The sequence below is a fragment of the Paenibacillus daejeonensis DSM 15491 genome, from assembly GCF_000378385.1.
In the GTDB taxonomy this organism is placed as follows: domain Bacteria; phylum Bacillota; class Bacilli; order Paenibacillales; family Paenibacillaceae; genus Paenibacillus_D; species Paenibacillus_D daejeonensis.
In genome coordinates this window covers 750,917-772,451 of record NZ_KB899659.1, presented here as the reverse complement: position 1 = coordinate 772,451, position 21,535 = coordinate 750,917, and the positions used below count along the sequence as shown (strand labels likewise).

18 protein-coding genes are annotated in these 21,535 nt (G+C 54.5%); 17 read left to right on the top strand and 1 reads right to left on the bottom strand.

Translation table 11 applies throughout. The features are described 5' to 3' along the window. Positions 1 to 85 precede the first annotated feature (85 nt). The gene (locus tag F556_RS0103760; protein ID WP_020615562.1) at positions 86 to 418 is read left to right on the top strand and encodes a DUF5665 domain-containing protein; all 333 of its coding nucleotides are present in this window, start codon (positions 86 to 88) and stop codon (positions 416 to 418) included. On the opposite strand, the gene F556_RS0103755 is transcribed toward F556_RS0103760, so the two are convergent. Then, a complete protein-coding gene (locus tag F556_RS0103755; RefSeq protein ID WP_020615561.1) occupies positions 412 to 1,155 on the bottom strand; it encodes a TraR/DksA C4-type zinc finger protein in 744 nt (247 codons plus the stop codon). The genes F556_RS0103760 and F556_RS0103755 overlap by 7 nt on opposite strands. A 178-nt stretch (positions 1,156 to 1,333) precedes the next feature. Between F556_RS0103755 and lspA the strand changes: the two genes are divergently transcribed. The 16 genes from lspA (at position 1,334) to F556_RS0103675 (ending at position 21,439) form a co-directional block, all read left to right on the top strand. Continuing rightward, a complete protein-coding gene (gene lspA, locus F556_RS0103750; protein ID WP_020615560.1) occupies positions 1,334 to 1,852 on the top strand; it encodes a signal peptidase II in 519 nt (172 codons plus the stop codon). A gap of 28 nt (positions 1,853 to 1,880) precedes the next feature. Beyond that, positions 1,881 to 2,783 (top strand): RluA family pseudouridine synthase, encoded by a 903-nt coding sequence (locus F556_RS0103745; RefSeq protein ID WP_020615559.1) that lies wholly within the window; start codon positions 1,881 to 1,883, stop codon positions 2,781 to 2,783. Positions 2,784 to 2,953: 170 nt separating this feature from the next. Further along, positions 2,954 to 4,189 carry an LL-diaminopimelate aminotransferase gene (locus F556_RS0103740; RefSeq protein WP_020615558.1) on the top strand — a complete coding sequence of 412 codons (1,236 nt, stop codon included), beginning with the start codon at positions 2,954 to 2,956 and terminating at the stop codon, positions 4,187 to 4,189. A gap of 324 nt (positions 4,190 to 4,513) precedes the next feature. Further along, positions 4,514 to 5,053 carry a bifunctional pyr operon transcriptional regulator/uracil phosphoribosyltransferase PyrR gene (gene pyrR / locus F556_RS0103735; RefSeq protein WP_245583026.1) on the top strand — a complete coding sequence of 180 codons (540 nt, stop codon included), beginning with the start codon at positions 4,514 to 4,516 and terminating at the stop codon, positions 5,051 to 5,053. Continuing rightward, positions 5,050 to 5,949 carry an aspartate carbamoyltransferase catalytic subunit gene (locus F556_RS0103730; protein ID WP_020615556.1) on the top strand — a complete coding sequence of 300 codons (900 nt, stop codon included), beginning with the start codon at positions 5,050 to 5,052 and terminating at the stop codon, positions 5,947 to 5,949. Before pyrR ends, F556_RS0103730 begins: the two co-directional genes overlap by 4 nt. A 69-nt stretch (positions 5,950 to 6,018) precedes the next feature. Then, positions 6,019 to 7,308, top strand: coding sequence for a dihydroorotase (locus F556_RS0103725; protein ID WP_026297089.1), 1,290 nt, complete (start codon positions 6,019 to 6,021; stop codon positions 7,306 to 7,308). A 123-nt stretch (positions 7,309 to 7,431) separates the two neighbouring features. Then, the gene (locus tag F556_RS0103720; RefSeq protein ID WP_020615554.1) at positions 7,432 to 8,577 is read left to right on the top strand and encodes a carbamoyl phosphate synthase small subunit; all 1,146 of its coding nucleotides are present in this window, start codon (positions 7,432 to 7,434) and stop codon (positions 8,575 to 8,577) included. Continuing rightward, on the top strand, positions 8,564 to 11,776 hold the full coding sequence (carB, locus tag F556_RS0103715; RefSeq protein ID WP_020615553.1) for a carbamoyl-phosphate synthase large subunit: 3,213 nt from the start codon (positions 8,564 to 8,566) through the stop codon (positions 11,774 to 11,776). Before F556_RS0103720 ends, carB begins: the two co-directional genes overlap by 14 nt. Before the next feature lie 132 nt (positions 11,777 to 11,908). Further along, positions 11,909 to 12,637, top strand: a complete 729-nt coding sequence (gene pyrF, locus F556_RS0103710; protein ID WP_020615552.1) for an orotidine-5'-phosphate decarboxylase — start codon at positions 11,909 to 11,911, stop codon at positions 12,635 to 12,637. Next, positions 12,634 to 13,278 (top strand): orotate phosphoribosyltransferase, encoded by a 645-nt coding sequence (gene pyrE / locus F556_RS0103705; RefSeq protein WP_020615551.1) that lies wholly within the window; start codon positions 12,634 to 12,636, stop codon positions 13,276 to 13,278. The genes pyrF and pyrE overlap by 4 nt, the downstream gene beginning before the upstream one ends. Before the next feature lie 200 nt (positions 13,279 to 13,478). Then, complete coding sequence (locus F556_RS0103700; RefSeq protein ID WP_026297088.1) at positions 13,479 to 13,940, top strand: AraC family transcriptional regulator; 462 nt, start codon at positions 13,479 to 13,481, stop codon at positions 13,938 to 13,940. Positions 13,941 to 14,121: 181 nt separating this feature from the next. Next, entirely contained in the window at positions 14,122 to 14,964 is an 843-nt protein-coding gene (locus tag F556_RS0103695; RefSeq protein WP_020615549.1) for an ABC transporter ATP-binding protein, read from the top strand. Between the two features lie 76 nt (positions 14,965 to 15,040). Then, the gene (locus F556_RS0103690) at positions 15,041 to 16,081 is read left to right on the top strand and encodes an efflux RND transporter periplasmic adaptor subunit (protein WP_020615548.1); all 1,041 of its coding nucleotides are present in this window, start codon (positions 15,041 to 15,043) and stop codon (positions 16,079 to 16,081) included. 2 nt (positions 16,082 to 16,083) lie between these two features. Then, positions 16,084 to 19,005, top strand: coding sequence for an ABC transporter permease (locus F556_RS0103685; RefSeq protein ID WP_020615547.1), 2,922 nt, complete (start codon positions 16,084 to 16,086; stop codon positions 19,003 to 19,005). Positions 19,006 to 19,046: 41 nt separating this feature from the next. After that, positions 19,047 to 19,931, top strand: coding sequence for an ABC transporter ATP-binding protein (locus F556_RS0103680; RefSeq protein ID WP_026297086.1), 885 nt, complete (start codon positions 19,047 to 19,049; stop codon positions 19,929 to 19,931). Between the two features lie 5 nt (positions 19,932 to 19,936). Continuing rightward, positions 19,937 to 21,439 carry an ABC transporter substrate-binding protein gene (locus tag F556_RS0103675; RefSeq protein WP_020615545.1) on the top strand — a complete coding sequence of 501 codons (1,503 nt, stop codon included), beginning with the start codon at positions 19,937 to 19,939 and terminating at the stop codon, positions 21,437 to 21,439. The last annotated feature ends 96 nt before the right edge of the window (positions 21,440 to 21,535 follow it).

Here is a 21,535-nt window from a genome sequence, read left to right as displayed (position 1 = left end):
GTATTAATGAGACCGGTATAACAAAACGAGCTCTCACCTAAGTGAAGAGCTCGTTTTTGTCATTACCTTGACAGGAGGGCAAATCATGGCGAACAACGAAGAGACAAGAGACTGGAAGCAGTTGCGAGACTCACTGGATGGGCTGGAAACCCGGCTGCAAAAAGTGACCGTTGATATGGAACGTTCCATGATTGCCGATTACGTGCAGCTGCTCAATCGTCCGGCATCACTCCTGTGGCGCAATCTGCTGGCAGGAACGGCGAGAGGAATCGGAATCGCAATCGGCTTCACGTTTTTTGCAGCCACAATCCTGTATCTGCTCAAGCTGCTCGGCGCACTGAATCTGCCCATTATCGGTGACTATATTGCGGATATCGTCAAGATTGTCCAGAATCAGTTGGAGGGCAAATCTTACTGATACCCGTCATCCTCGGCATCTTCCACTTCTTCATCCCAAGTTAGAGTGGTATCGCCTTCCCCGCTGCTGATGTAAGAGCGGTAAGCATGATTGCGGACAAAAACGCGCTGTGTCCCGGTCATGTCTGTGGCGAGGAAGCCCTCGAACGACTCGGTATAGCCGTCCGCTTCATCCGTATCGGTCATCCCCATTTCATAATTATCCACATCCTGCTCGGCCATGGCAGGGGAGTCGGAGTTACCATACTGTTCCACAACTTGCCAGCTGTCTTCGCCATCAAAGCCGGTAGCATCCTGATCATCGAGGCTCGTACGGCCAAATGGGGGCTGCAAAAATTGCTCCTCCACCGGTCTGCGGTCCGATACTTGTTGACGGGGAGAATGCTCAGCGCAGTACAAGGTATCCGGCAGCGCTTGGAGGCGCTCAAATGGAATATCTGCTCCACAGGTCAAACAATGACCGTAACGGCCTTCCTGAATGGCACGCAATGCTTCCTCTGTGCGAGATAATTCCAGTTCAGCCTGCTCTAGCAACGCCAAATCCTTGCCTCGTTCGAACATTTCGGAACCCAGATCGGCAGGATGATTGTCGAATGTGGATAACTCACCAGTCGCATCGCGCAAGGAAGAAGCGAGACCGTAGGCATTGTTCTCATCCAACTGCTCGGCGAGACGTTGTTGATTGTGCTCGAGTTCTGAGGTTAGGGACAATAATTGTTCTTGCGATAAATGAGTCATAATCAGCCGCCTTCCAGTGGATAGTGAATATAAGCTGCTGCAGGCTTAGCATTTGCGGAGGGGGCTTTTTTTAACCCAGGATCAAACGTACAATTTAAGGCGTATGCTGGCAAGCGGGGTCAGCCGTATGCTACAATATTTGGGATGATTATAGTCATGTACCCGGGGGGATAAAACAGTGAGGTATTATTATTATTGGATTGCCATTGCCGTCTTCATTCTGGACTTCATCACCAAGAAAGTCATTGAAACGCAGATGGAGATAGGCGAACGAATCAGTGTACTATGGAACTTCTTCATTATCACCTCACACCGCAACCGGGGCGCTGCCTTCGGGATTCTCCAGGAACAGACAACGTTCTTCATTATCGTTACCTCCCTGGTCGTAATCGGCATCATTGGCTACATCTACATGAACCGCAATACCGGTAAAGTCCGGCTGCTGGCCGCGCTGGGCATGGTGCTTGGCGGAGCGTTCGGCAACTTCTTGGATCGTGCGACCAAAGGAGAAGTGGTAGACTTTCTGCAATTTAACTTTGGCTCGTACACCTTCCCTATCTTCAACGTAGCGGATATGGGAATTGTAATCGGCGTAGGTTTAATCCTGCTCGATACCATCCTGGATATGAAAAATGAGGACAAGCCCGGAAAGCAGGACGGAGAGAATAATGACCCAGAATTCAAACAACCAGTCTAGCTTATTAAATGAAGACGAAACATGGGAGATGGTCATTGATGACCAAGGCGCTGGCGAACGGCTGGACAAGCTGCTGACCGAAGCGCTGGAGGAAGAGTCCGTCTCCCGGACACAAGTGCAAGAGTGGATTCGCAGCGGTCATGTTCAGGTGGACGGCCGTACAGTGAAACCCAATTACAAGGTAGTGCCGGAGGACCGGATCTCGGTAACGCCGCCACCTACGGAATCAACGGAAATCGAGCCGCAAGATATTGCGCTTGATGTAGTCTACGAGGATAGCGATGTTATTGTCATCAATAAGCCCCGCGGCATGGTTGTCCATCCTGCTGCAGGTCATCCTGACGGAACACTGGTCAATGCTCTGATGTACCACTGCAAGGATCTTGCGGGTGTGGGCGGCGAACTGCGTCCGGGGATTGTACACCGAATTGATAAAGACACGACCGGGCTGCTGATGGCGGCCAAGAATGATCTTGCGCATCATGCCTTGGCGGACCAGCTCAAAGCGCATACGGTCACTCGCAAGTATATCGCCCTTGTCCACGGCAATCTGCCGCATGACCACGGCACGATCGACGCTCCGATTGGCCGGGATCCGCAAGACCGCAAGCTGTTCAAGGTCACGGATCGGGGCGGCAAGCATGCCGTGACGCATTTTGCCGTGCTGGAGCGACTTGGCGATTATACGGTTGTAGAGCTGAAGCTGGAGACTGGTCGTACGCACCAGATCCGTGTCCATATGAAGTATATCGGCTACCCGCTTGCCGGCGACCCGGTCTATGGACGCAACAAGACCATTGCTCTGCCAGGGCAGGCGCTGCATGCTGCAGTGCTTGGTTTCAAGCATCCGCGCAGTGGCGAATACCTGGAGTTTGAAGCCTCGCTTCCGGATGATATGCGCCATGAATTGGAAGGGCTGCGACAGCGTTAAGGACGTATGGCTGAGCGGATTAGGCAATGGCGGTTTCCGCTGCAAAAAGTGCAAACATTTCGCCACTTCCTGCATTAAGTGAATGCGGTGAACTAAGCTATGCTGATTAAGTTAGGAAAACGCTGAGCGCGGGTTTCCGAATTTATCGAATAGGAAGGTGTTTATATACAATGGCTCAAATCAATCAGAATTTTCTTGAGCTGCAGGGCAGCTATCTGTTCTCCGAGATTGCCAAGCGCCGCACCAAGTTCATCCAGGAAAATCCGAATGCCGAGATTATCAGTCTTGGCATTGGCGACGTGACACTTGGTCTGCCGGAAGCCATCACCAAGGCGATGCACAGCGCAGTGGACGAGCTGGCCTCCCCAGGTTCTTTCCGTGGCTATGGCCCGGAGCAAGGCTATGACTTTCTCGTGAATGCCATCATCGAGGGCGATTATAAATCGCGCGGCATCGACATCCAGAGTAATGAAGTATTCGTCAGCGACGGCTCGAAGTGCGATGTCGGCAACATCCAGGAGATTTTCAGCCAGGACAGCATCGTTGCGGTACAGGACCCGGTATATCCGGTCTATGTGGACACCAACGTAATGGCGGGCCGCTCCGGATCGTTCAACAAGGACAAGAACCAGTACGAGAACATCGTCTATCTGCCGTCCAACGCAGAGAACAATTTCAAGCCAAGCCTGCCGCAAAGCAAGGCTGACCTGATCTACCTCTGCTACCCGAACAACCCGACAGGCACCACACTGACCAAGGATGAGCTGAAGGCTTGGGTAGACTATGCAAAAGCCAACAACAGCATTATCCTGTATGATTCAGCTTATGAGGCCTTCATTCGTGAAGAGGATGTACCTCACAGCATCTATGAAATCGAAGGCGCCAAAGAAGTGGCGATTGAATTCCGCAGCTTCTCCAAGACGGCAGGCTTCACGGGTGTCCGTTGCGCGTATACTGTTGTTCCACGTGAACTGAAGGGACGCGATGCGAGCGGCAATGAAGTATTGGTGAACGATCTCTGGAATCGTCGCCACACAACCAAGTTCAACGGCGTATCGTATGTAACGCAGCGTGGTGCAGCAGCGATCTACTCGCCTGAAGGCCAAGCTCAGATCGCTGAGCTCGTAGATTACTACATGACCAATGCGGCTATCATCCGTGACGGCTTGAAATCGCTTGGCCTGGAAGTATACGGCGGCGTCAATGCCCCTTACATCTGGCTGAAAACACCAAGCGGTCTGGACTCTTGGGCTTTCTTCGACAAGCTGCTGTCTGAAGCCAACATCGTTGGTACTCCAGGCGTAGGCTTCGGCCAGAGCGGCCAAGGCTACTTCCGCCTGACTGCCTTCGGCAGCCGTGAGAATACGGAAAAAGCGGTTGAACGGATCCGTAAACTTAGTCTGTAAGAGACAATAAACCGTAGCGAATGAGGATTTCACAGCTTTTGCTACGAGTTGTACTGACTATTGACTTCTTTTGTCGAACGTGGGATAATTCTTCTTAATGAAACGAAGTACCTTTAAGTTCAGTCCCGTGAGGCTGTCAAGGTAGCGTGAATTCTAGAAGTGTCGATCCCTTCGGATGATAGACCAGTGCCGTGGTTTAGCGGTCTGGACCTTCGTCATGTCCGTATCGGCAGATTCTCAAGACATGCCTACTCCTTGCGCCCCGCGCAAGGAGTTTTTTTGCGAAAGGAGCGGATATCGGTGAGTGAAGAACGCCATGACATCATGGACGAGACTGCGATCCGGCGGGCCCTGACCCGGATTGCCCATGAGATTCTGGAGAAGAACAAAGGCATCGACAATTGCGTTCTTGTGGGCATCCGAACACGCGGCATCTACCTGGCGCGGCGTATTGCCGAACGCATCCTGGAAATCGAAGGCAAGCCGGTGCAGGCCGGAGCGCTGGACATTACGAGTTACCGGGACGATCGCGGGCGGAAGACGGCAGAGAGCACGACAGCTTGTGTAGATGAGGCTGGTGCGTCCTTCGCCATTCAGGACAAGCGTGTGATTCTGTTCGATGATGTGCTCTACACGGGACGCACGATTCGGGCGGCAATGGACGCTCTGATGGATCACGGACGACCACAGCTGATCCAGTTGGCTGTACTGGCAGACCGCGGACATCGGGAATTGCCGATCCGCGCCGACTATGTCGGCAAGAACGTACCCACCTCCAAGCTCGAGAAGATTGAAGTGAACTTAACCGAGATCGACGGGGAAGACAAAGTAACGATTATACAACAGAGGGGGCAGCAAGCATGAGCGTGACGCAACTAAGACAGAGAAGCTTGCTGGGCCTCAAAGAGCTGGACAAGGAAGAAATGTTGTCGATCCTTGACCGGGCGGCCTACTGGGAGAATCAACCGGAGAAGGTACAGGCAGTTATCCCAGGGCAGTTCGTAGCGAATATGTTTTTTGAGAATAGTACCCGGACGCGGTTTTCCTTCGAAGTAGCAGAGAAGCGACTGGGAGCGGAAGTGCTGAACTTCACGGCTGCGGCTTCGAGTGTGGAGAAAGGGGAATCCATCTACGATACCGTACGGACGCTGGAGTCGATGGGGATCGATGCTGGCGTTATCCGGCTCAAGCCGATCGGTGTGCTCGCCGAGCTGGCAGAGCGGATTCGGGTGCCCCTAATCAACGCAGGTGATGGCAACAATGAGCATCCGACGCAGGCACTGCTCGATCTGTACACGATGCGCAAGCAGTTCGGCAGTCTGGAAGGACTGACAGTTTCCATCATTGGCGACATTCTGCACAGCCGCGTAGCCCGCTCCAATCTGTGGGCGCTTCGCACACTAGGCGCTCGCGTTATGTTCTGCGCTCCGCAGGGCATGCAAGCAACAGAGCTGGATGCTCCGTATGTAACGATGGATGAGGCGCTGCGAGCGGATGTAGTAATGATGCTGCGCGTGCAGCTGGAGCGTCATGAGGGAGGCCTCATCCGATCGGCTGAAGATTACCGGAGCCATTATGGACTGACGGTTGAGCGGGCGCTGAAGATTGCACCACACGCCATTATCATGCATCCGGCACCGGTTAACCGCAATGTCGAAATTGACGATGAACTGGTTGAGCATCCGCAGTCGCGTATCTTTACCCAGATGAGTCATGGCGTACCGGTACGAATGGCGGTTATTGAACGGGCGCTGAGCTAGGAGGACATGGAAGCCACAGCCGGAGGCAAGGCGGACCGGCTTTCTTATAACGAAGGGAGACGATGGACAATGGCATTATGGATACTGAACGGCAAGGTGTGGAACAAGGAAACAGGCGAGCTCGAGACCAAGCATGTACGCATCGAGAACAAACGGATCGCCGGGCTGTTCGACGCTGAGAGCGTGAGCCCTGAGACAGCGGGCGACGAAGTGATCGACGCTGCGGGCAAGCTCGTGTCTGCCGGATTTATCGACATGCATGTGCATCTGCGCGACCCTGGATTTGAATACAAAGAGGACATCGAGAGCGGGACACGCTCGGCAGCCAAGGGTGGCTTCACCACAATCGCTTGCATGCCGAACACCAGACCGGTAACGGATACGCCGGAGACAGTCCGCTACATTCTCGATAAGACGGCAGCTCAAGGCGCGGTTAAGGTACTGCCTTATGCAGCCATTACCAAAAACGAGCTCGGCCGCGAGCTGACGGACTTCGCCGCTCTTAAGGAAGCTGGAGCCATCGGATTTACCGATGACGGCGTAGGTGTGCAAAACGCCCAGATGATGAAGGATGCGATGAAGCTGGCTGTATCACTCAACATGCCAATTATCGCCCACTGCGAAGACGATTCTCTGGTAAAAGGCGCTTCATTCACCGAGGGCAAATTCGCTGAGAAACATGGACTGAAAGGCATACCGAACGAATCGGAAGCGATCCATGTCGGCCGCGATATCCTGCTCTCTGAAGCGACTGGCGTACATTATCATGTGTGTCACGTCAGCACCGAGCAATCGGTTCGTCTGATTCGCCAAGCCAAGGCCATCGGCATCCGCGTTACTGCTGAGGTATGCCCGCATCATCTGGTTCTCTCGGATGAGGACATCCCGGGCATGGACGCCAACTGGAAGATGAACCCGCCGCTGCGGACACCGCGCGATGTGCAGGCGGTCATTGAAGGACTGGAGGACGGTACGATCGACATGATCGTAACTGACCACGCCCCGCACAGCTCCGAAGAGAAATCCCGGGCGCTCGAACTGGCCCCTTTTGGAATCGTCGGCTTCGAGACGGCGTTCCCGCTGCTCTACACCAAGTTCGTGAAGACAGGTAAGTGGACACTGGGCTTCCTGCTGCAGCGCTTGACTGAAGACCCGGCCCGCGTGTTCGGCTTGGAGAGCGGACAACTGGTCGCAGGCGCACCGGCCGACATCACCATCGTAGACTTGGAGAACGAGCAAGACGTCATTGAAGAAACCTTCCTCTCCAAAGGCCGCAACACCCCGTTCGGCGGATGGAAGCTGCAAGGCTGGCCGGTCAAAACCATCGTGGATGGAACGGTTGTTTGGTCGGAACAATAAGGAATAAAATTTCTGCTATAGGGTTTATATAATGAAAGAATCCGGGGACAACAGCGATCGGAAGAACGATCCGTCCCGCGCAGATTGGGATTAGCCACACACGATATGAATGGAGTGATACGGATGCAAGCGAGATTGTTACTGGAAGACGGAACATTGTTCACCGGACGTTCATTTGGCGCCGAGGCGCAGCAGACGGGTGAGGTTGTATTTAACACAGGCATTACAGGCTACCAAGAGGTACTCTCTGATCCATCGTATTGCGGACAGATCGTCACAATGACCTTCCCGCTGATCGGCAACTACGGGATTACACGCGACGACTTCGAGTCGATCTCTCCGTATATCCACGGCTTTGTCGTCCGTCGTCATGAAGAGGTGCCGAGCAACTGGCGCGCCGAATATTCGCTGGGCACCTTGCTCAAGGAATATGGCATCCCCGGCATCAGCGACATCGATACACGGATGCTGACACGCAAGCTGCGTCATCATGGTACGATGAAGGGCATTCTGACCACTGGCAGCGAGCGCGTGGAGGAACTGCTCGAGCGTCTCTCTGCATCGCCACTGATGCGTGACCAGGTTAAACGCACTTCGACCCAGCATGTCTTCTCGAGTCCTGGCGAAGCGGAGCGGATCGTCCTGATTGACTACGGCGCGAAGAGCGGTATTCTGCGGGAACTGACCAAGCGCGGCTGCGACGTTGTCGTTGTTCCACATGATACGACTGCCGAGCAAATCCGTAAACTGAATCCAGATGGTATCCAGCTTTCCAACGGCCCTGGGGATCCAAAGGACGTACCACAATCCGTGGAGACCGTCAGACAGCTGATCGGCGAATATCCGATCTTCGGCATCTGCCTCGGGCATCAACTGTTCGCTCTGGCATGCGGAGCGGATACAACCAAGCTGAAGTTCGGCCACCGTGGCGGCAACCATCCTGTTAAGGATCTGGCCACTGACCGCTGCTATATCACGTCCCAGAACCATGGCTACACCGTGCTGGAGGATTCCATCAAAGGCACCAATCTGAGCGTGACCCACATCAATAACAATGACCGGACCATCGAAGGTCTGAAACATAACACGCACCCTGCGTTTTCGGTGCAATATCATCCCGAGGCTGCGCCGGGTCCATTTGACTCGAGCTACCTGTTTGATGAATTCCTGGCGATGATTCGCCGTCACAAGCTTACTCATCCGCAGCCGCCACGCCAGGCGCAGCTGTCCGAAGCGTCGAAAGGAGAACTTCAGTATGCCCAAAAATAAAGAACTCAAAAAAATTCTCGTGATCGGCTCCGGGCCGATCGTTATCGGACAAGCGGCCGAGTTTGACTACGCCGGTACGCAGGCTTGCCAAGCATTGAAAGAAGAAGGTATGGAGGTTGTGCTGATCAACAGCAACCCCGCTACCATCATGACGGATACCAATATGGCGGACAAGGTTTACATCGAGCCGATCACACTGGATTTCGTGTCGCAAATCATCCGTCAGGAGCGCCCGGACGGCTTGCTGCCAACACTAGGTGGGCAAACGGGCCTCAACATGGCTGTTGAACTTGCTCGCGCCGGCGTACTGGAGCGGGAGAATGTGAAACTGCTCGGTACACAGCTGACGGCTATCGAGAAAGCAGAAGACCGTGACCTGTTCCGCGACCTGATGCGTGAGCTGGAGCAGCCAGTACCGGACAGCACGATCGTAACTACGGTACAAGAAGCAGTAGACTTCGCCAATGAGATCGGTTATCCGATTATCGTGCGTCCAGCCTACACGCTGGGTGGTACAGGCGGCGGCATCTGCGCCAACGAGGAAGAGCTGCTGGAAACTGTAGCATCCGGTATCCGCTACAGCCCAATCAACCAATGTCTGATCGAGAAGAGCATCGCCGGCATGAAGGAAGTCGAGTATGAGGTTATGCGCGATGCGAACGACAACTGTATCGTCGTTTGTAATATGGAGAACTTCGACCCGGTCGGCGTTCATACAGGCGACAGTATCGTAGTTGCGCCAAGCCAGACGCTCTCTGACCGCGAGTACCAAATGCTGCGCTCGGCATCGCTCAAGATCATCCGTGCGCTGAATATCGAAGGCGGCTGTAACGTCCAGTTCGCGCTCGATCCGCAAAGCTATCAGTACTATGTCATTGAGGTTAACCCGCGGGTCAGCCGTTCTTCGGCACTCGCATCCAAAGCAACGGGTTACCCAATCGCCAAAATGGCTGCCAAAATCGCTATCGGCTACACGCTTGATGAGCTGATTAACCCGGTTACCGGGCAAACCTATGCCTGCTTCGAGCCAACGTTGGATTACATTGTATCGAAAATCCCGCGCTGGCCATTTGATAAGTTTATCTCCGCCAACCGCAAGCTGGGCACGCAGATGAAAGCAACCGGCGAAGTTATGGCGATTGGCCGTACGTTTGAAGAGTCTATGCAGAAGGCGGTTCGCTCCCTGGAGATTGGCGTGCATCGGATTTTCCTGAAAGACGCTGTACAACTGGATGATGCGATTCTGCGTACGCGGCTGCAGAAGCCGGACGATGAGCGGATGTTCCTGGTGACTGAAGCGTTCCGCAGAGGATATTCGCTGCAGGAAATTCAGGACCTGACAAGCATCGACTGGTGGTTCCTGGACAAGCTGGAGCGCATCGTGAAGTTCGAAGATCGGCTGCGCAAGGAAACGCTGACTGACGAACTGCTCTACGAAGCCAAGCGTATGGGCTTCACTGACCGTGCAATCGGCGAACTCCGCCAGGAAGGCCAGCCGGGCGCTGACCTGACGCACGAAGATGAAATTCGCAAGCTGCGTCTGTCAAAAGGCCTTAAGCCCGTTTATAAAATGGTTGATACATGTGCGGCCGAGTTCGAAGCGACAACACCATATTACTACTCTACCTATGAGACTGAGAATGAAGTGACGCAAACCGACAAGGAGAAAGTGCTTGTTCTGGGCTCCGGTCCGATCCGGATCGGCCAGGGCATTGAGTTCGACTACTCGACCGTTCACGCGGTATGGGCGATCCAGGATGCTGGTTATGAGGCCGTCATTATTAATAACAACCCGGAGACAGTATCGACGGACTTCAATACGTCGGACCGCTTGTATTTCGAGCCATTGTTCTTCGAGGATGTCATGAACGTTATCGAGCAAGAGAAGCCAATCGGCGTTATCGTCCAATTCGGCGGACAAACCGCCATCAACCTGGCTGCACCGCTGACGAAGGCAGGCGTACGAATTCTTGGTTCCAGCCTGGAATCGATTGATTCGGCGGAAGACCGCAAGAAATTCGAAGCGCTGCTCCGCAAGCTGGATATCGCGCAGCCGGAAGGCAAAACGGTCACTTCGGTTGACGAAGCTGTCGATACGGCAAGCGGTCTGGGCTACCCTGTCCTCGTTCGTCCTTCCTACGTGCTGGGCGGCCGGGCAATGGAAATTGTGTACTCCGACCAAGAGCTTCTGACCTATATGGAGCAAGCCGTCAAAATCAACCCGGAGCATCCGGTGCTGATCGACCGTTACATGCTGGGCAAGGAAGCGGAGGTCGACGCAATCTGTGACGGCGAGCAGGTGCTGATCCCTGGCATCATGGAACACGTCGAGCGTGCTGGCGTTCACTCGGGCGACTCCATCGCCGTCTATCCGCCACAGTCGCTCTCGGAGGATATCAAGCAGCAGATCGTCGACATCACAATCAAGATTGCCAAGGAATTCAAGGTCTTGGGTCTGGTCAACATTCAATTCGTCATCTTCAATGAGAAGGTGTATGTCATTGAGGTGAACCCGCGCTCCTCGCGGACCGTACCTTTCCTGAGCAAGGTGACCAACATCCCGATGGCGAACCTCGCGACCAAGCTGATTCTTGGCGCCAAGCTGGCCGATCAAGGATATTCGGAAGGCCTCTGGCCAGAGGATGAGTACGTATCCGTTAAGGTACCGGTCTTCTCCTTTGCCAAGCTCCGCCGGGTTGACCCAACACTGACGCCTGAGATGAAATCGACTGGTGAAGTAATGGGACGCGATGTCCAGTACGCCAAGGCGCTGTACAAAGGACTCATCGGCGCCGGCATGCGTGTACCGCAATCGGGCGGCATCATCGCTACGGTGTCTGACAAAGATAAAGAAGAAGCCATCGAGATTCTTCGCGGCTTCTACGAACTGGGCTACAACCTGATCGCCACTGGCGGTACGGCCAAGGCACTGGAAGAAGCAGGCATGCGTGTGACACGAGTGAACAAGCTGAGCGAAGGCTCACCGAACATTCTTGATCTGCTGCGTGGCGGACAGGCACACTTTGTCGTCAATACGCTGACCAAAGGCAAGACACCGGAGCGCGACGGATTCCGGATCCGCCGTGAGGCAGTCGAGAACGGCGTCGTCTGTATGACATCGCTTGATACGGTACGAGCGCTGCTCAATATGATGCAGACCATCAACTTCTCCTCGCGTCCGATGCCCGTGCTGCAATAATTGATCCTGTAGCGGTCAGCCCTGCGCTGTCCGTCCGTGTGTACCGGGCGGGCAGTGCGGCGGGTGGCCGTCCTTGTATGCCAACATGAGAGGATACGCTGGACAATCTAATGAACGTGAGGAGCTGGACTTATGCCGTTGACAAGAGAAGAGGCTGCCGGACGGATTATGGTGGCACTGGATTATCCTGACGCCGCTAGTGCCCAGCGGCTGCTGGAAGAGCTCTCAGGCATCCCTTGCTATATGAAAGTCGGGATGCAGCTGTTCTATGCCGCTGGTCCTGCATTCGTCGCAAGTCTGAAAGAGAAGGGCTACTCGGTCTTTCTTGATTTAAAAATGCATGATATCCCCAATACCGTCAAAGGCGGCGCGGCTAGCGTAACCCGGCTTGGCGTTGACCTGTTCAATGTGCACGCAGCTGGGGGGGCTGCAATGATGGAGGCTGCAATGGAAGGTGTTGCTTCGGCGAATGTGTATGGACGCAGACCGCTTGTGATTGCCGTGACGCAGCTGACGAGCACGAGTCAGAATGTACTGAATGAGGAAATTGGCATTGCGGGCTCGGTAGAGGATGCTGTGCTTCGCTATGCCAAACTAACGGCTGCCTGTGGACTTGATGGTGTTGTTGCATCCCCTCAGGAAGTCACGGCCGTCAAGGAAGCCTGCGGGCATTCATTCCTCACCGTAACGCCTGGCATCCGTCCTGCCGGTGCAGCGCTTGGCGACCAGTCGAGAATCATGACGCCTGCCCAAGCGATTACCCAAGGCACCGATTACATGGTAATCGGCCGGCCGATTACCGGAGCCGCCGACCCGAGAGCGGCGCTCGAATCTATTCTAGAGGAGCTGGTACACGCATGACCCTGTCCACGAATGAACTATCCACTCAAATCGCCAAGCAACTGTTGAAGATCGAAGCCGTCGTTCTCCGCCCGAACGACCCGTTCACTTGGGCATCCGGTCTGAAAGCGCCGATCTATTGCGACAACCGTCTCACAATGTCGTACCCGGATATTCGCGAGAGCATCGCGGAGGGCTTCGCTTCGATTATCCGCGAGCAGTACCCGGATGCGGAAGTAATCGCAGGTACTGCGACGGCGGGTATCCCGCATGCTGCCTGGGTGGCAGAGAAGCTGAAGCTGCCGATGATCTATGTCCGTGACAAGGCCAAGGGTCACGGCAAGCAGAATCTGATCGAGGGCAAGCTCCCGGAAGGCAAAAAGGTCGTTGTGATTGAGGATCTGATCTCCACCGGCGGCAGCTCGATCAAGGCTGGTCAGGCTGTGCGCGAAGCTGGTGGAGACGTATTGGCAACACTGGCAATCTTCACATATGAATTCCCGCAGGCGCTGGAAGCTTTCTCAGCCGAAGGTATCCCTTTGCAGACACTCTCTAGCTATTCCAAACTAGTAGAAGCAGCTAACGAAATCGGTGCGATCCGCAGTGAGGACGTGGCGGTGCTGCAAGCGTGGCGCGAAGACCCGCAAGGCTTTGGCAAGTAAACGTGTGAATAAAATCTAAGAGTGTACAGATGTAGATTAGTAAAAAGCCTCAAACCAGGGGGCTTCTCCAAAAAGGGAAGCTCCAGGTTTGAGGTTTTTTGTCGTTCGTTATTCTAACTTTACTAAAAAAAGTAATGTAAATATATTTTATATCATGATACGATCCTTCTTGTGTTCACACCAATCATGAGAGGACGATCCTGAAAATGAAAATTGAGATGCTCCCTTCCTGCATTATCGCCTTTGTAAGACAAACCGGTCCCTATGGTCCTGCTAACAAGCAAGCCATGGAACGTCTGAAACATTGGGCTAAACGAAACAGGCTACTTACCGAATCCGCTATTCTTTTTGGTATCCCACAGGATGATCCCCGGACCACCCCTCCAAACAAATGCAGATATGATGCAGGCATCATCATTTCGGAAGAAATGATGGTTGACGACACAGTCATGCAAGGCGAGTTGACTGGTGGGAGTTACGCCATTTTCATTGTGGAGCACACAGTGGAAGCGGTCCAAGAGGCGTGGAAGATGATTTTCCCGACGTTGCATGCTCACGGCTATCAGTTGGAGGACGGGCCGATTATGGAGAGGTATCAGGGCACGATGCTGCTTGATAATCAATGCGAATTATGTGTGCCGATTAAAAGGAAGGATTGCTAGCCTCAATGGATGAGGTTTCTAGGAATGGAAAGAGAATGAGAGAGGTAGCGGGATGATCTTTATGAAAAATTTAGTTTGAACAGATGAGAAAAATATGTAACTTTTAATCTTTCCCTATCGTCTATACGATATAATGAATCCCTATATCGCAGGGAAACAGGGAGGAGGAGCGTGATACACAATGGCGTGGCTGCGAAAAAAGAGATCCGTTTCTGAGAATACAGAGGCGACAGCTGAGGAGGAATCCGCAGCGGCATCTCAGGTAGAAACCCCTAATTCCGAGATGGAAAGTGTGGAACATAATGTTAATGGACAGCTAGCCCAAGTTCTGCCCTCAGAGGAGCCTGAAGCGACCGGCCCATTGCTGACGGTGACCGGTGTGGAGCGGGTGTTCCAGGTGGCTGGCAATCCGCTGCATGTGCTCAAGGGTATTGATGCCCAGATTGAACGTCGCCAGCTCGTCATGCTGCGAGGCCGTTCGGGATCGGGCAAGACCACGCTGCTTAATCTAATCGGCGGTCTGGATCAGCCGACCAAGGGCGAGATCTGGTTCGACGGACAGCCGTTTCATAAGCTGAGCGATAACAAACGAACGGCGGTCCGCAGACGGGATATGGGCTTCATCTTCCAAGCGTTCGCGCTAATGCCGATGCTGTCGGCTTACGAGAATGTTGAGCTATCGCTGCGGATGGCCAAGGTGCCGCGGGGGGAGTGGAAGAAACGGGTGACCGAGGTGCTGGATATGGTTGGACTGGGCAAGCGGATGCATCACCGGCCCTTCGAGCTCTCGGGCGGCGAGCAGCAGCGGGTGGCGATTGCCAAGTCGATTGCGCATCGGCCGAAGCTGCTGCTTGCGGATGAGCCGACGGCGGAGCTGGATTCGCAGATGTCCGCGCAGATTATGGCTGTGTTTCAGCACATTATCCAATCGGAGCGCGTGACGATCTGCATGACCACCCACGACCCAACGATTCTGGAGGTCGCGGATCATGTCTATGAAATGGCGGATGGGCGGTTTGGTTGAACTTATCTTACATAAAGAGGAGTAGAATGTTCTGGATACTCATAAGCGCAAACGGAGTAAATGGTACAAAGGCGCAATGGCTATCATGATGAGTGCGGCGCTTGTCATGAGCAGCGCCTGTGCGCTGCTGCCGGATGAAGAGTTGGAAGAGGAGCTGCCGGCGATTACGCCGCCGCAGATCTCCAAGAAGCCGGAGTATGAAGTCACGACGACAACACTGGAAACCAAGGTGCAGGGCATCGGCAAGCTGATGTCCACACGCGAGGAGAATGTTTATTTTACACTGGACGGCAAGCGTCTCAAAGAGTTGAACATTCAGGTCGGTGACAAGATTACAGCCGGTCAGGTCATCGGCGAGCTGGATGTCGACGATATGGTGAAGGATCTGCGTAAGCGGAAACTCGCTTTCCGAACGCAGGAAATCCAGATGAAGGAGACGCTTCGCAAACGTGACGAGATGGAGCCCGTCGAGTTCGAGCAAGCCGCCATCGCCTTCGAAGAGGGGCGTCAGGATCTGGCGGACCTGGAAGAAGAGATTGGCAAAGCGCAACTGACAGCCCCGCTTGGCGGGACGGTCGTCTCCATGACGGCAAAGAAGGGCGATCTCGTTAAAGCGTATGAACCAATTGCCCTGATTGCCGATACCAACAATCTGGTCATTACCGCGACGCTAAGCAAGTCCGATCTGCCGAAAGTAGCGGTCGGCATGCCAGTTACGGTGGATATCAATAGCGTGGGCCAGTTCACAGGGACCGTCAAACAGCTGCCGATGGTAACTGCCGAAGAAGGTAACGGTGGCGGTGGCGGCAACGGTGGCAACCCCGAGGGCGGTGGCGAGCAGGACGGTCCCGAGAACTACCTCATCGTTCAGCTGGAGAAGATGCCTGAGGGGCTGAACCGTGGAACGCCATTATCGGTCACCATTGTTACCAAGCGTAAAGAAAACGCAGTTGTTATTCCGCTCTCTGCGCTTCGTACCATCGGTTCACGGACTTATGTTCAAGTGGTCGATGAACAGGGCAAACGCGAGGTGGACGTAGCAGTAGGCCAGCAAACATCAACACAGGTGGAGATTCTTGAGGGGCTGACGCCAGGCCAGAAAGTCGTAGGTCGATAACAATGGGCTTCCCGATGTTCCGTTTTCTGTTCCGTAAAATGTGGAACAACCGCTGGTTGACCACCAGCACGCTGATCGGCTTGATTATTGCCGTCGCTTTTGCAACCAGCATACCCATGTATGCGGACGGTGCGCTTAAGCGGGTCGTTGCCCAAACCTTGCAGGACAATAGCACCGGGCTCCCGGCTGGCTCGCTATTGATGCGCTATCAGGCCATCGGTGGCGAACAGACGGATCCGGAGCGGCTGGACGGACTGTCTGCTTACATACACGATGAGGTCCCGGAGATGATTGGCTTCGACTACCAGACCTTCGTCCAGTCGCTATCGATCCGCAGCAGCGAGATTGTACCGGAGGATCCCACCACGGTGGATGCCAGCCGGGTTCGTCAGATGTCCATGCTGACGCTCTCGGGTCTTCAAGAGAAGGCGGAGCTGATGCAGGGCCGCTGGTACGTCGATGCGGCAGGCAGCGGCGACGAGATCGAAGCGGTTGTGATGGAAGAATCGCTGTACCGCAATGACATGCATATCGGCGATGTGTTCGAGTACCCGGTCTATGGCGGCCTCAACCTGCGCCTCAAGGTGAAGATCGTGGGCGCGTATCAGCCGCTTGATGCATCTGATCCCTATTGGTATCAAGGGCTGGAGGGTCTGATGAGCGGTCTGCACATCAGCGAACCCGCCTTCAAGGAGCGTCTCATGCAGCAGCATGGTGTTCCTGTTCATACAGGCAACTGGTACTATGCGTTCGATCTACGCGACATTCAGACCAGTCAGCTCGCACCGCTCAGCCGGGATCTGGAGCGTCTGAATATCGAGCTCTACCAGAAGCTGGAGAACACCCGAGTGGAGATTTCCTTCGCCTCCACCCTGGAGCAATTCAAGCAGCAGAGTCTGCAGCTGCAGACGATGCTCTTCACGCTGGCCGCGCCGATGATTGCGATGGTGTTCTACTTCATTGCGATGAACGCACGACAGGCGCTCGACAAGCAACGCAGTGACATCGCAGTGCTGCGAAGCAGGGGAGCGGGGACCCGGCAAATTGTCGGGATCTATCTGGTAGAGAGTATGCTGCTGGGGGCCATAGCCTTGGTGGCGGGACCGCTGATCGGATGGTTCATGGCCAAGAGCATCGGCTCGGCCAATGGCTTCCTGGAATTTGTGGATCGCAAGTCGATCCCGGTTGGCTTCTCGACAGAGGCCATCATTGCTGGTTCGGCTGCTGTCGTGTTAGCGATTCTGGCCACGATCATCCCAGCCATCATTTATGCGCGGGCCTCGATTGTCGGCTACAAGCAGCAGTTGGCCCGCTCGGACCGGGGGCCCCTCTGGCAGCGGTGGTTTCTGGATGTGTTGCTGCTAGGCGTAGCGGGTTATGGCTGGTATCTATTCCAGGAACGACAGATGATTACGTTCCAGACCGGTCTCACAACCGACCAGCTCAATGTGCAGCCATTCCTTTTCTTCGTGCCCGCGATTTCTATTTTTGGGCTAGGGCTGTTCTTCCTGCGGCTGTTCCCATGGCTGCTGAAGCTGTTTGGCTGGCTGGGGCGTTCGTTCCTGCCAGTTCCCTTGTACCTGACACTGACACAGCTGTCCCGTTCGTCCAAGTCGTATTACCCGCTGATGATTCTACTTATTCTGACGCTGGGCCTCGGCGTATACAATGCCTCCGCGGCCCGGACAATCGATCTCAATTCTACAGAGCGGACGCTCTATAAGTATGGGACCGATGTTATTGTTCAGACGGTTTGGGAAGGCGAGGCCGAGCTGCCACCTTCCACAGGTGGCGGCAGTGGCGGGGGAAATGGCGGCGGCAACCCGGGAGGCAATCCCGGAGGTGGTGGCTCCGGCGGTGGTCCTGGCGGCGGAGGTAGTCCCGGTGGCGGTGGCGGCGGTGGGCAGCAGATGCCAACCAAAATCATCTATAATGAGCCGCCATTTGAAATTTTCCGCCAATTGGATGGCGTCGAGGCGGCTGCGCGAGTGCTGCAGACCAAGGCCAACATTGTTGTCTCGGGACGCTCCATCGGTCAGGGGACATTGATGGGGATTAACAATGATGATTTTGCCAAGGTGGCGTGGTTCCGCAACGACTTGTTCCCGACACATCCGTATCACTATCTCAATGCACTTGGGATCTACGATGAGAGTGCGGCGATCATTCCGACGAGTGTAGCGAAGCAATACCAACTGAAGGAAGGCGATCGCATCTCTGCCGGTTTGCCGGATGGCATGGTCGAGTTTGTAGTCGTCGGCATCCTGCCTTACTGGCCGAGTCAGTATCCGGATGATTCCCCGTTCCTGATTGCCAATATCGATTATATTTATGATCAGGTACCGATGATTCCTTACGATGTCTGGCTCAAGATGGAGGACGGAGCACTGACCACACCGATTATCCATGCGCTGCAGGATCAAGGTGTAGAGCTGGCATCCGTCGAGGATGTGCGTATCGAGCTGGCCGCTCAATCCAAGCATCCAACGCGCGGCGGGGTGTTTGGGATTCTGTCGCTGGGCTTTCTCGTCTCCATCCTGGTGTCACTGGCCGGGTACATCCTGTTCTGGTTCTTCAACCTCTCGGGGCGTGTGGTCCAGTTCGGCATCCTACGGGCGATGGGGCTCTCGCGCAAGCAGCTGACAGGCATGATGCTGCTGGAGCAAATCTTCACGGCCGGTCTTTCTATTGGTCTCGGCATTGCGATCGGCAAGGTCACGAGTATCCTGTTCTTGCCGTTCCTGCAGACGACAGGCAATGTTGCCGAATCCGTTCCACCGTTCCGCGTGGTTTTCGACAGCAATGATACGCTGTCTTTGTATATTGTCGTGGGCTTTATGATGCTGACAGGCGCGGCCATGCTGTTCCTGCAGATTCGTCGTCTGCGTGTGCATCAAGCCGTGAAGATGGGAGAAGAACGATGAGCGAGACGATAACTAAGCCTATCGAGACCGAAACGGCGCCGATGATCGAATGCGAAGGGTTGGTCAAGATCTACAAGACAGATGAGCTGGAGGTCGTGGCGCTGCAAGGACTCAATTTGACGGTGCAGAAGGGCGAACTGATGGCAATCATCGGTAACAGTGGCAGCGGCAAATCGACCTTGCTCAATACGCTGGGGGGGCTTGACCGACCCTCGGCGGGCACAGTCAAGGTTGGGCCGTGGGATCTGCTGAAGATAACCGAAGAGCAGCTGGTGCACTACAAGCGGGACACGGTAGGCTTCATCTGGCAGAACAATGCACGCAATCTGCTCCCGTACTTGACCGCGCTGGAAAATGTAGAAATGCCGATGATGCTCTCAGGCAAGCTGGATCGTGCCTACGCAAAGCAATTGCTGGAGTGGGTCGGTCTGAAGGAGCGAATGTACAACAAGCTCCATCAGCTCTCCGGTGGTGAGCAGCAGCGGGTGGCCATCGCCATCTCGCTGTCGAACCGGCCGCAGCTTCTGCTGGCCGATGAGCCGACGGGGTCCGTCGATAGTCGGACCTCGGATATGATCATGGATATTTTTCGCCGAATGAATCGCGAGCTGCAGGTGACAGTCGTCATCGTTACCCATGATCTCTCACTCGCCGGCAAGGTGGACCGGGTCGTCGCGATCCGCGACGGTCTGACGAGCACCGAATTTATTAAACGCAATCCTAATCTCGATCAAGCGTCCGAGAGTCAGGGCTGGGGGAAGCTCGGTCTGCAGGGCGTGCATGAGGAGTATGTCGTCGTCGACCGAGTCGGCCGGCTGCAGATCCCCAAGGATTATTTGAATCATCTAAACATCAAAGATAAAGCGTCTATGGAGTTTGACGGAGAAAAAATTATTATCCGAGCACCAAAATCACTGGAGGGGTAAAGAAAATGAGAAAACAACCATGGCGCAAATGGATGTCTACAGGCCTGACAATGACCTTGCTGGTCCCGCTGCTGGCGGCCTGTACGGGGGATGGCGGTACTTCGACGGCGGAGAACCGTGTGCTGAGAATCGGCGTATTGTACGGCGGCGAAGAGAATGAACCGTGGTTCCGTCAGCAATACACGGATATGTATGAGTTCAATAATAACAATATTGAGATTCAAATCGTGCCTGCCATTGATTATAGCAATATGCGTTATGCGATGCCGGATCAGCAGCAAGAACAGCCGGACCCGTATGAAGAGATGCAGAAGATGCTGAATGGTGACAATCCTGTCGACGTCGTGGTGGTCGAGTACAATATGCTGCGGCGCCTGGTCCAGGACAACTCGCTGAAGCAGCTCGATCCGCTCATGCAGGAGGATGGATTCAGTGTGGACGACTATGTCCCAACAGTGCTCAAGGGTATTAAGACGGCTGGTGATGGCAATATCTTTGCCCTGACCCCTACATTCACATCGTCTGCACTATACTATAACAAAAAAATCTTCAGTGATGCTGGCGTTGAGCCGCCTACGGATGGCATGCAGTGGCCGGATGTCTTCAACAAAGCCCGTCTGGTGACTGCTGGCGAAGGCGAGGATCGCAAATACGGCTTCATGATGAACCGTTGGGGCGGCGATGGCTTCTGGGATCTGCAGACGTATGTGGATCCGCTGCAGCTGAAGGTGTTCGATGATAAGGTTGAAAAAATGCTGGTTAATTCCGACCAGTGGACCAACGCGTGGGAGACAATCAGCGGCTTGTATCGCGACAAGATTATTCCAACGTCCATGGACATGCAGAGCAGTATGACGGTGGACCGTCCGATGAGCCCCTTCGAGCACGATGCGTTCTTGAGCGGCAAAGTGGCGATGATGATTGGCGACTACTACTATCTTAATGATCTGAAGCGGGCTCAGCAGAGCGAAGGCAGCGTGGAGGGCTTCGAAATGATCGACTGGGATGTGGTCACCGTACCTGAGCATCCGGAGAAGCCAGGCGTTGGAGGCAATATTATGCTGAGCGCGCTCATGGGCATCAACGCCAAGGCGCAGAACCCGGATGATGCGTGGGAATATATCAAATTCGTCAATAGCGAAGCATGGGCGAAGCTGAGATCCCGCAGTGTCAACGAGATGGTCGCTCGCCAGCAGTTCCTGAAGCCGCGTGAAGGCCTGGATTACAACATGGCGGCGTTCTACACCATGGAGCCTTCCCAGCCAATGAGTATGGAGATGGAAGCGGCGTACCGCAAGTATCCGAACATCTATGAGGTAACTTCCATGGGACAGCCGCTGTTCCAGGAAGTCATTGAAGGCAAGAAGACCGCGCAGGAAGCGCTCGCCGAGTGGGAGACCAAGGGCGATGCCGCACTGCAGCAAATGAAGACTAATCCGGATGCCTCAGCTGGCGGCGGCACGGAGGAAGGCGGCTCAGTAGAAGTGCAGCCGGCTCCAGCCGGGTAACATACAGAAAGAATACAGGAAGAGCCCGCGATCCCTTGAGAGGATGGCGGGCTCTTTGCGATGTAGGATGCGATTGTTAATATGTGTACACCCGAG

Coding starts and splice junctions, on each gene's coding strand:
- F556_RS0103760 (WP_020615562.1), top strand. CDS start 86: ATGGCGAACAACGAAGAGACAAGAGACTGGAAGCAGTTGCGAGACTCA.
- F556_RS0103755 (WP_020615561.1), bottom strand. CDS start 1,155: ATGACTCATTTATCGCAAGAACAATTATTGTCCCTAACCTCAGAACTC.
- F556_RS0103745 (WP_020615559.1), top strand. CDS start 1,881: ATGGTCATTGATGACCAAGGCGCTGGCGAACGGCTGGACAAGCTGCTG.
- F556_RS0103740 (WP_020615558.1), top strand. CDS start 2,954: ATGGCTCAAATCAATCAGAATTTTCTTGAGCTGCAGGGCAGCTATCTG.
- pyrR (WP_245583026.1), top strand. CDS start 4,514: ATGGACGAGACTGCGATCCGGCGGGCCCTGACCCGGATTGCCCATGAG.
- F556_RS0103730 (WP_020615556.1), top strand. CDS start 5,050: ATGAGCGTGACGCAACTAAGACAGAGAAGCTTGCTGGGCCTCAAAGAG.
- F556_RS0103725 (WP_026297089.1), top strand. CDS start 6,019: ATGGCATTATGGATACTGAACGGCAAGGTGTGGAACAAGGAAACAGGC.
- F556_RS0103720 (WP_020615554.1), top strand. CDS start 7,432: ATGCAAGCGAGATTGTTACTGGAAGACGGAACATTGTTCACCGGACGT.
- carB (WP_020615553.1), top strand. CDS start 8,564: ATGCCCAAAAATAAAGAACTCAAAAAAATTCTCGTGATCGGCTCCGGG.
- pyrF (WP_020615552.1), top strand. CDS start 11,909: ATGCCGTTGACAAGAGAAGAGGCTGCCGGACGGATTATGGTGGCACTG.
- pyrE (WP_020615551.1), top strand. CDS start 12,634: ATGACCCTGTCCACGAATGAACTATCCACTCAAATCGCCAAGCAACTG.
- F556_RS0103695 (WP_020615549.1), top strand. CDS start 14,122: ATGGCGTGGCTGCGAAAAAAGAGATCCGTTTCTGAGAATACAGAGGCG.
- F556_RS0103690 (WP_020615548.1), top strand. CDS start 15,041: ATGGCTATCATGATGAGTGCGGCGCTTGTCATGAGCAGCGCCTGTGCG.
- F556_RS0103685 (WP_020615547.1), top strand. CDS start 16,084: ATGGGCTTCCCGATGTTCCGTTTTCTGTTCCGTAAAATGTGGAACAAC.
- F556_RS0103680 (WP_026297086.1), top strand. CDS start 19,047: ATGATCGAATGCGAAGGGTTGGTCAAGATCTACAAGACAGATGAGCTG.
- F556_RS0103675 (WP_020615545.1), top strand. CDS start 19,937: ATGAGAAAACAACCATGGCGCAAATGGATGTCTACAGGCCTGACAATG.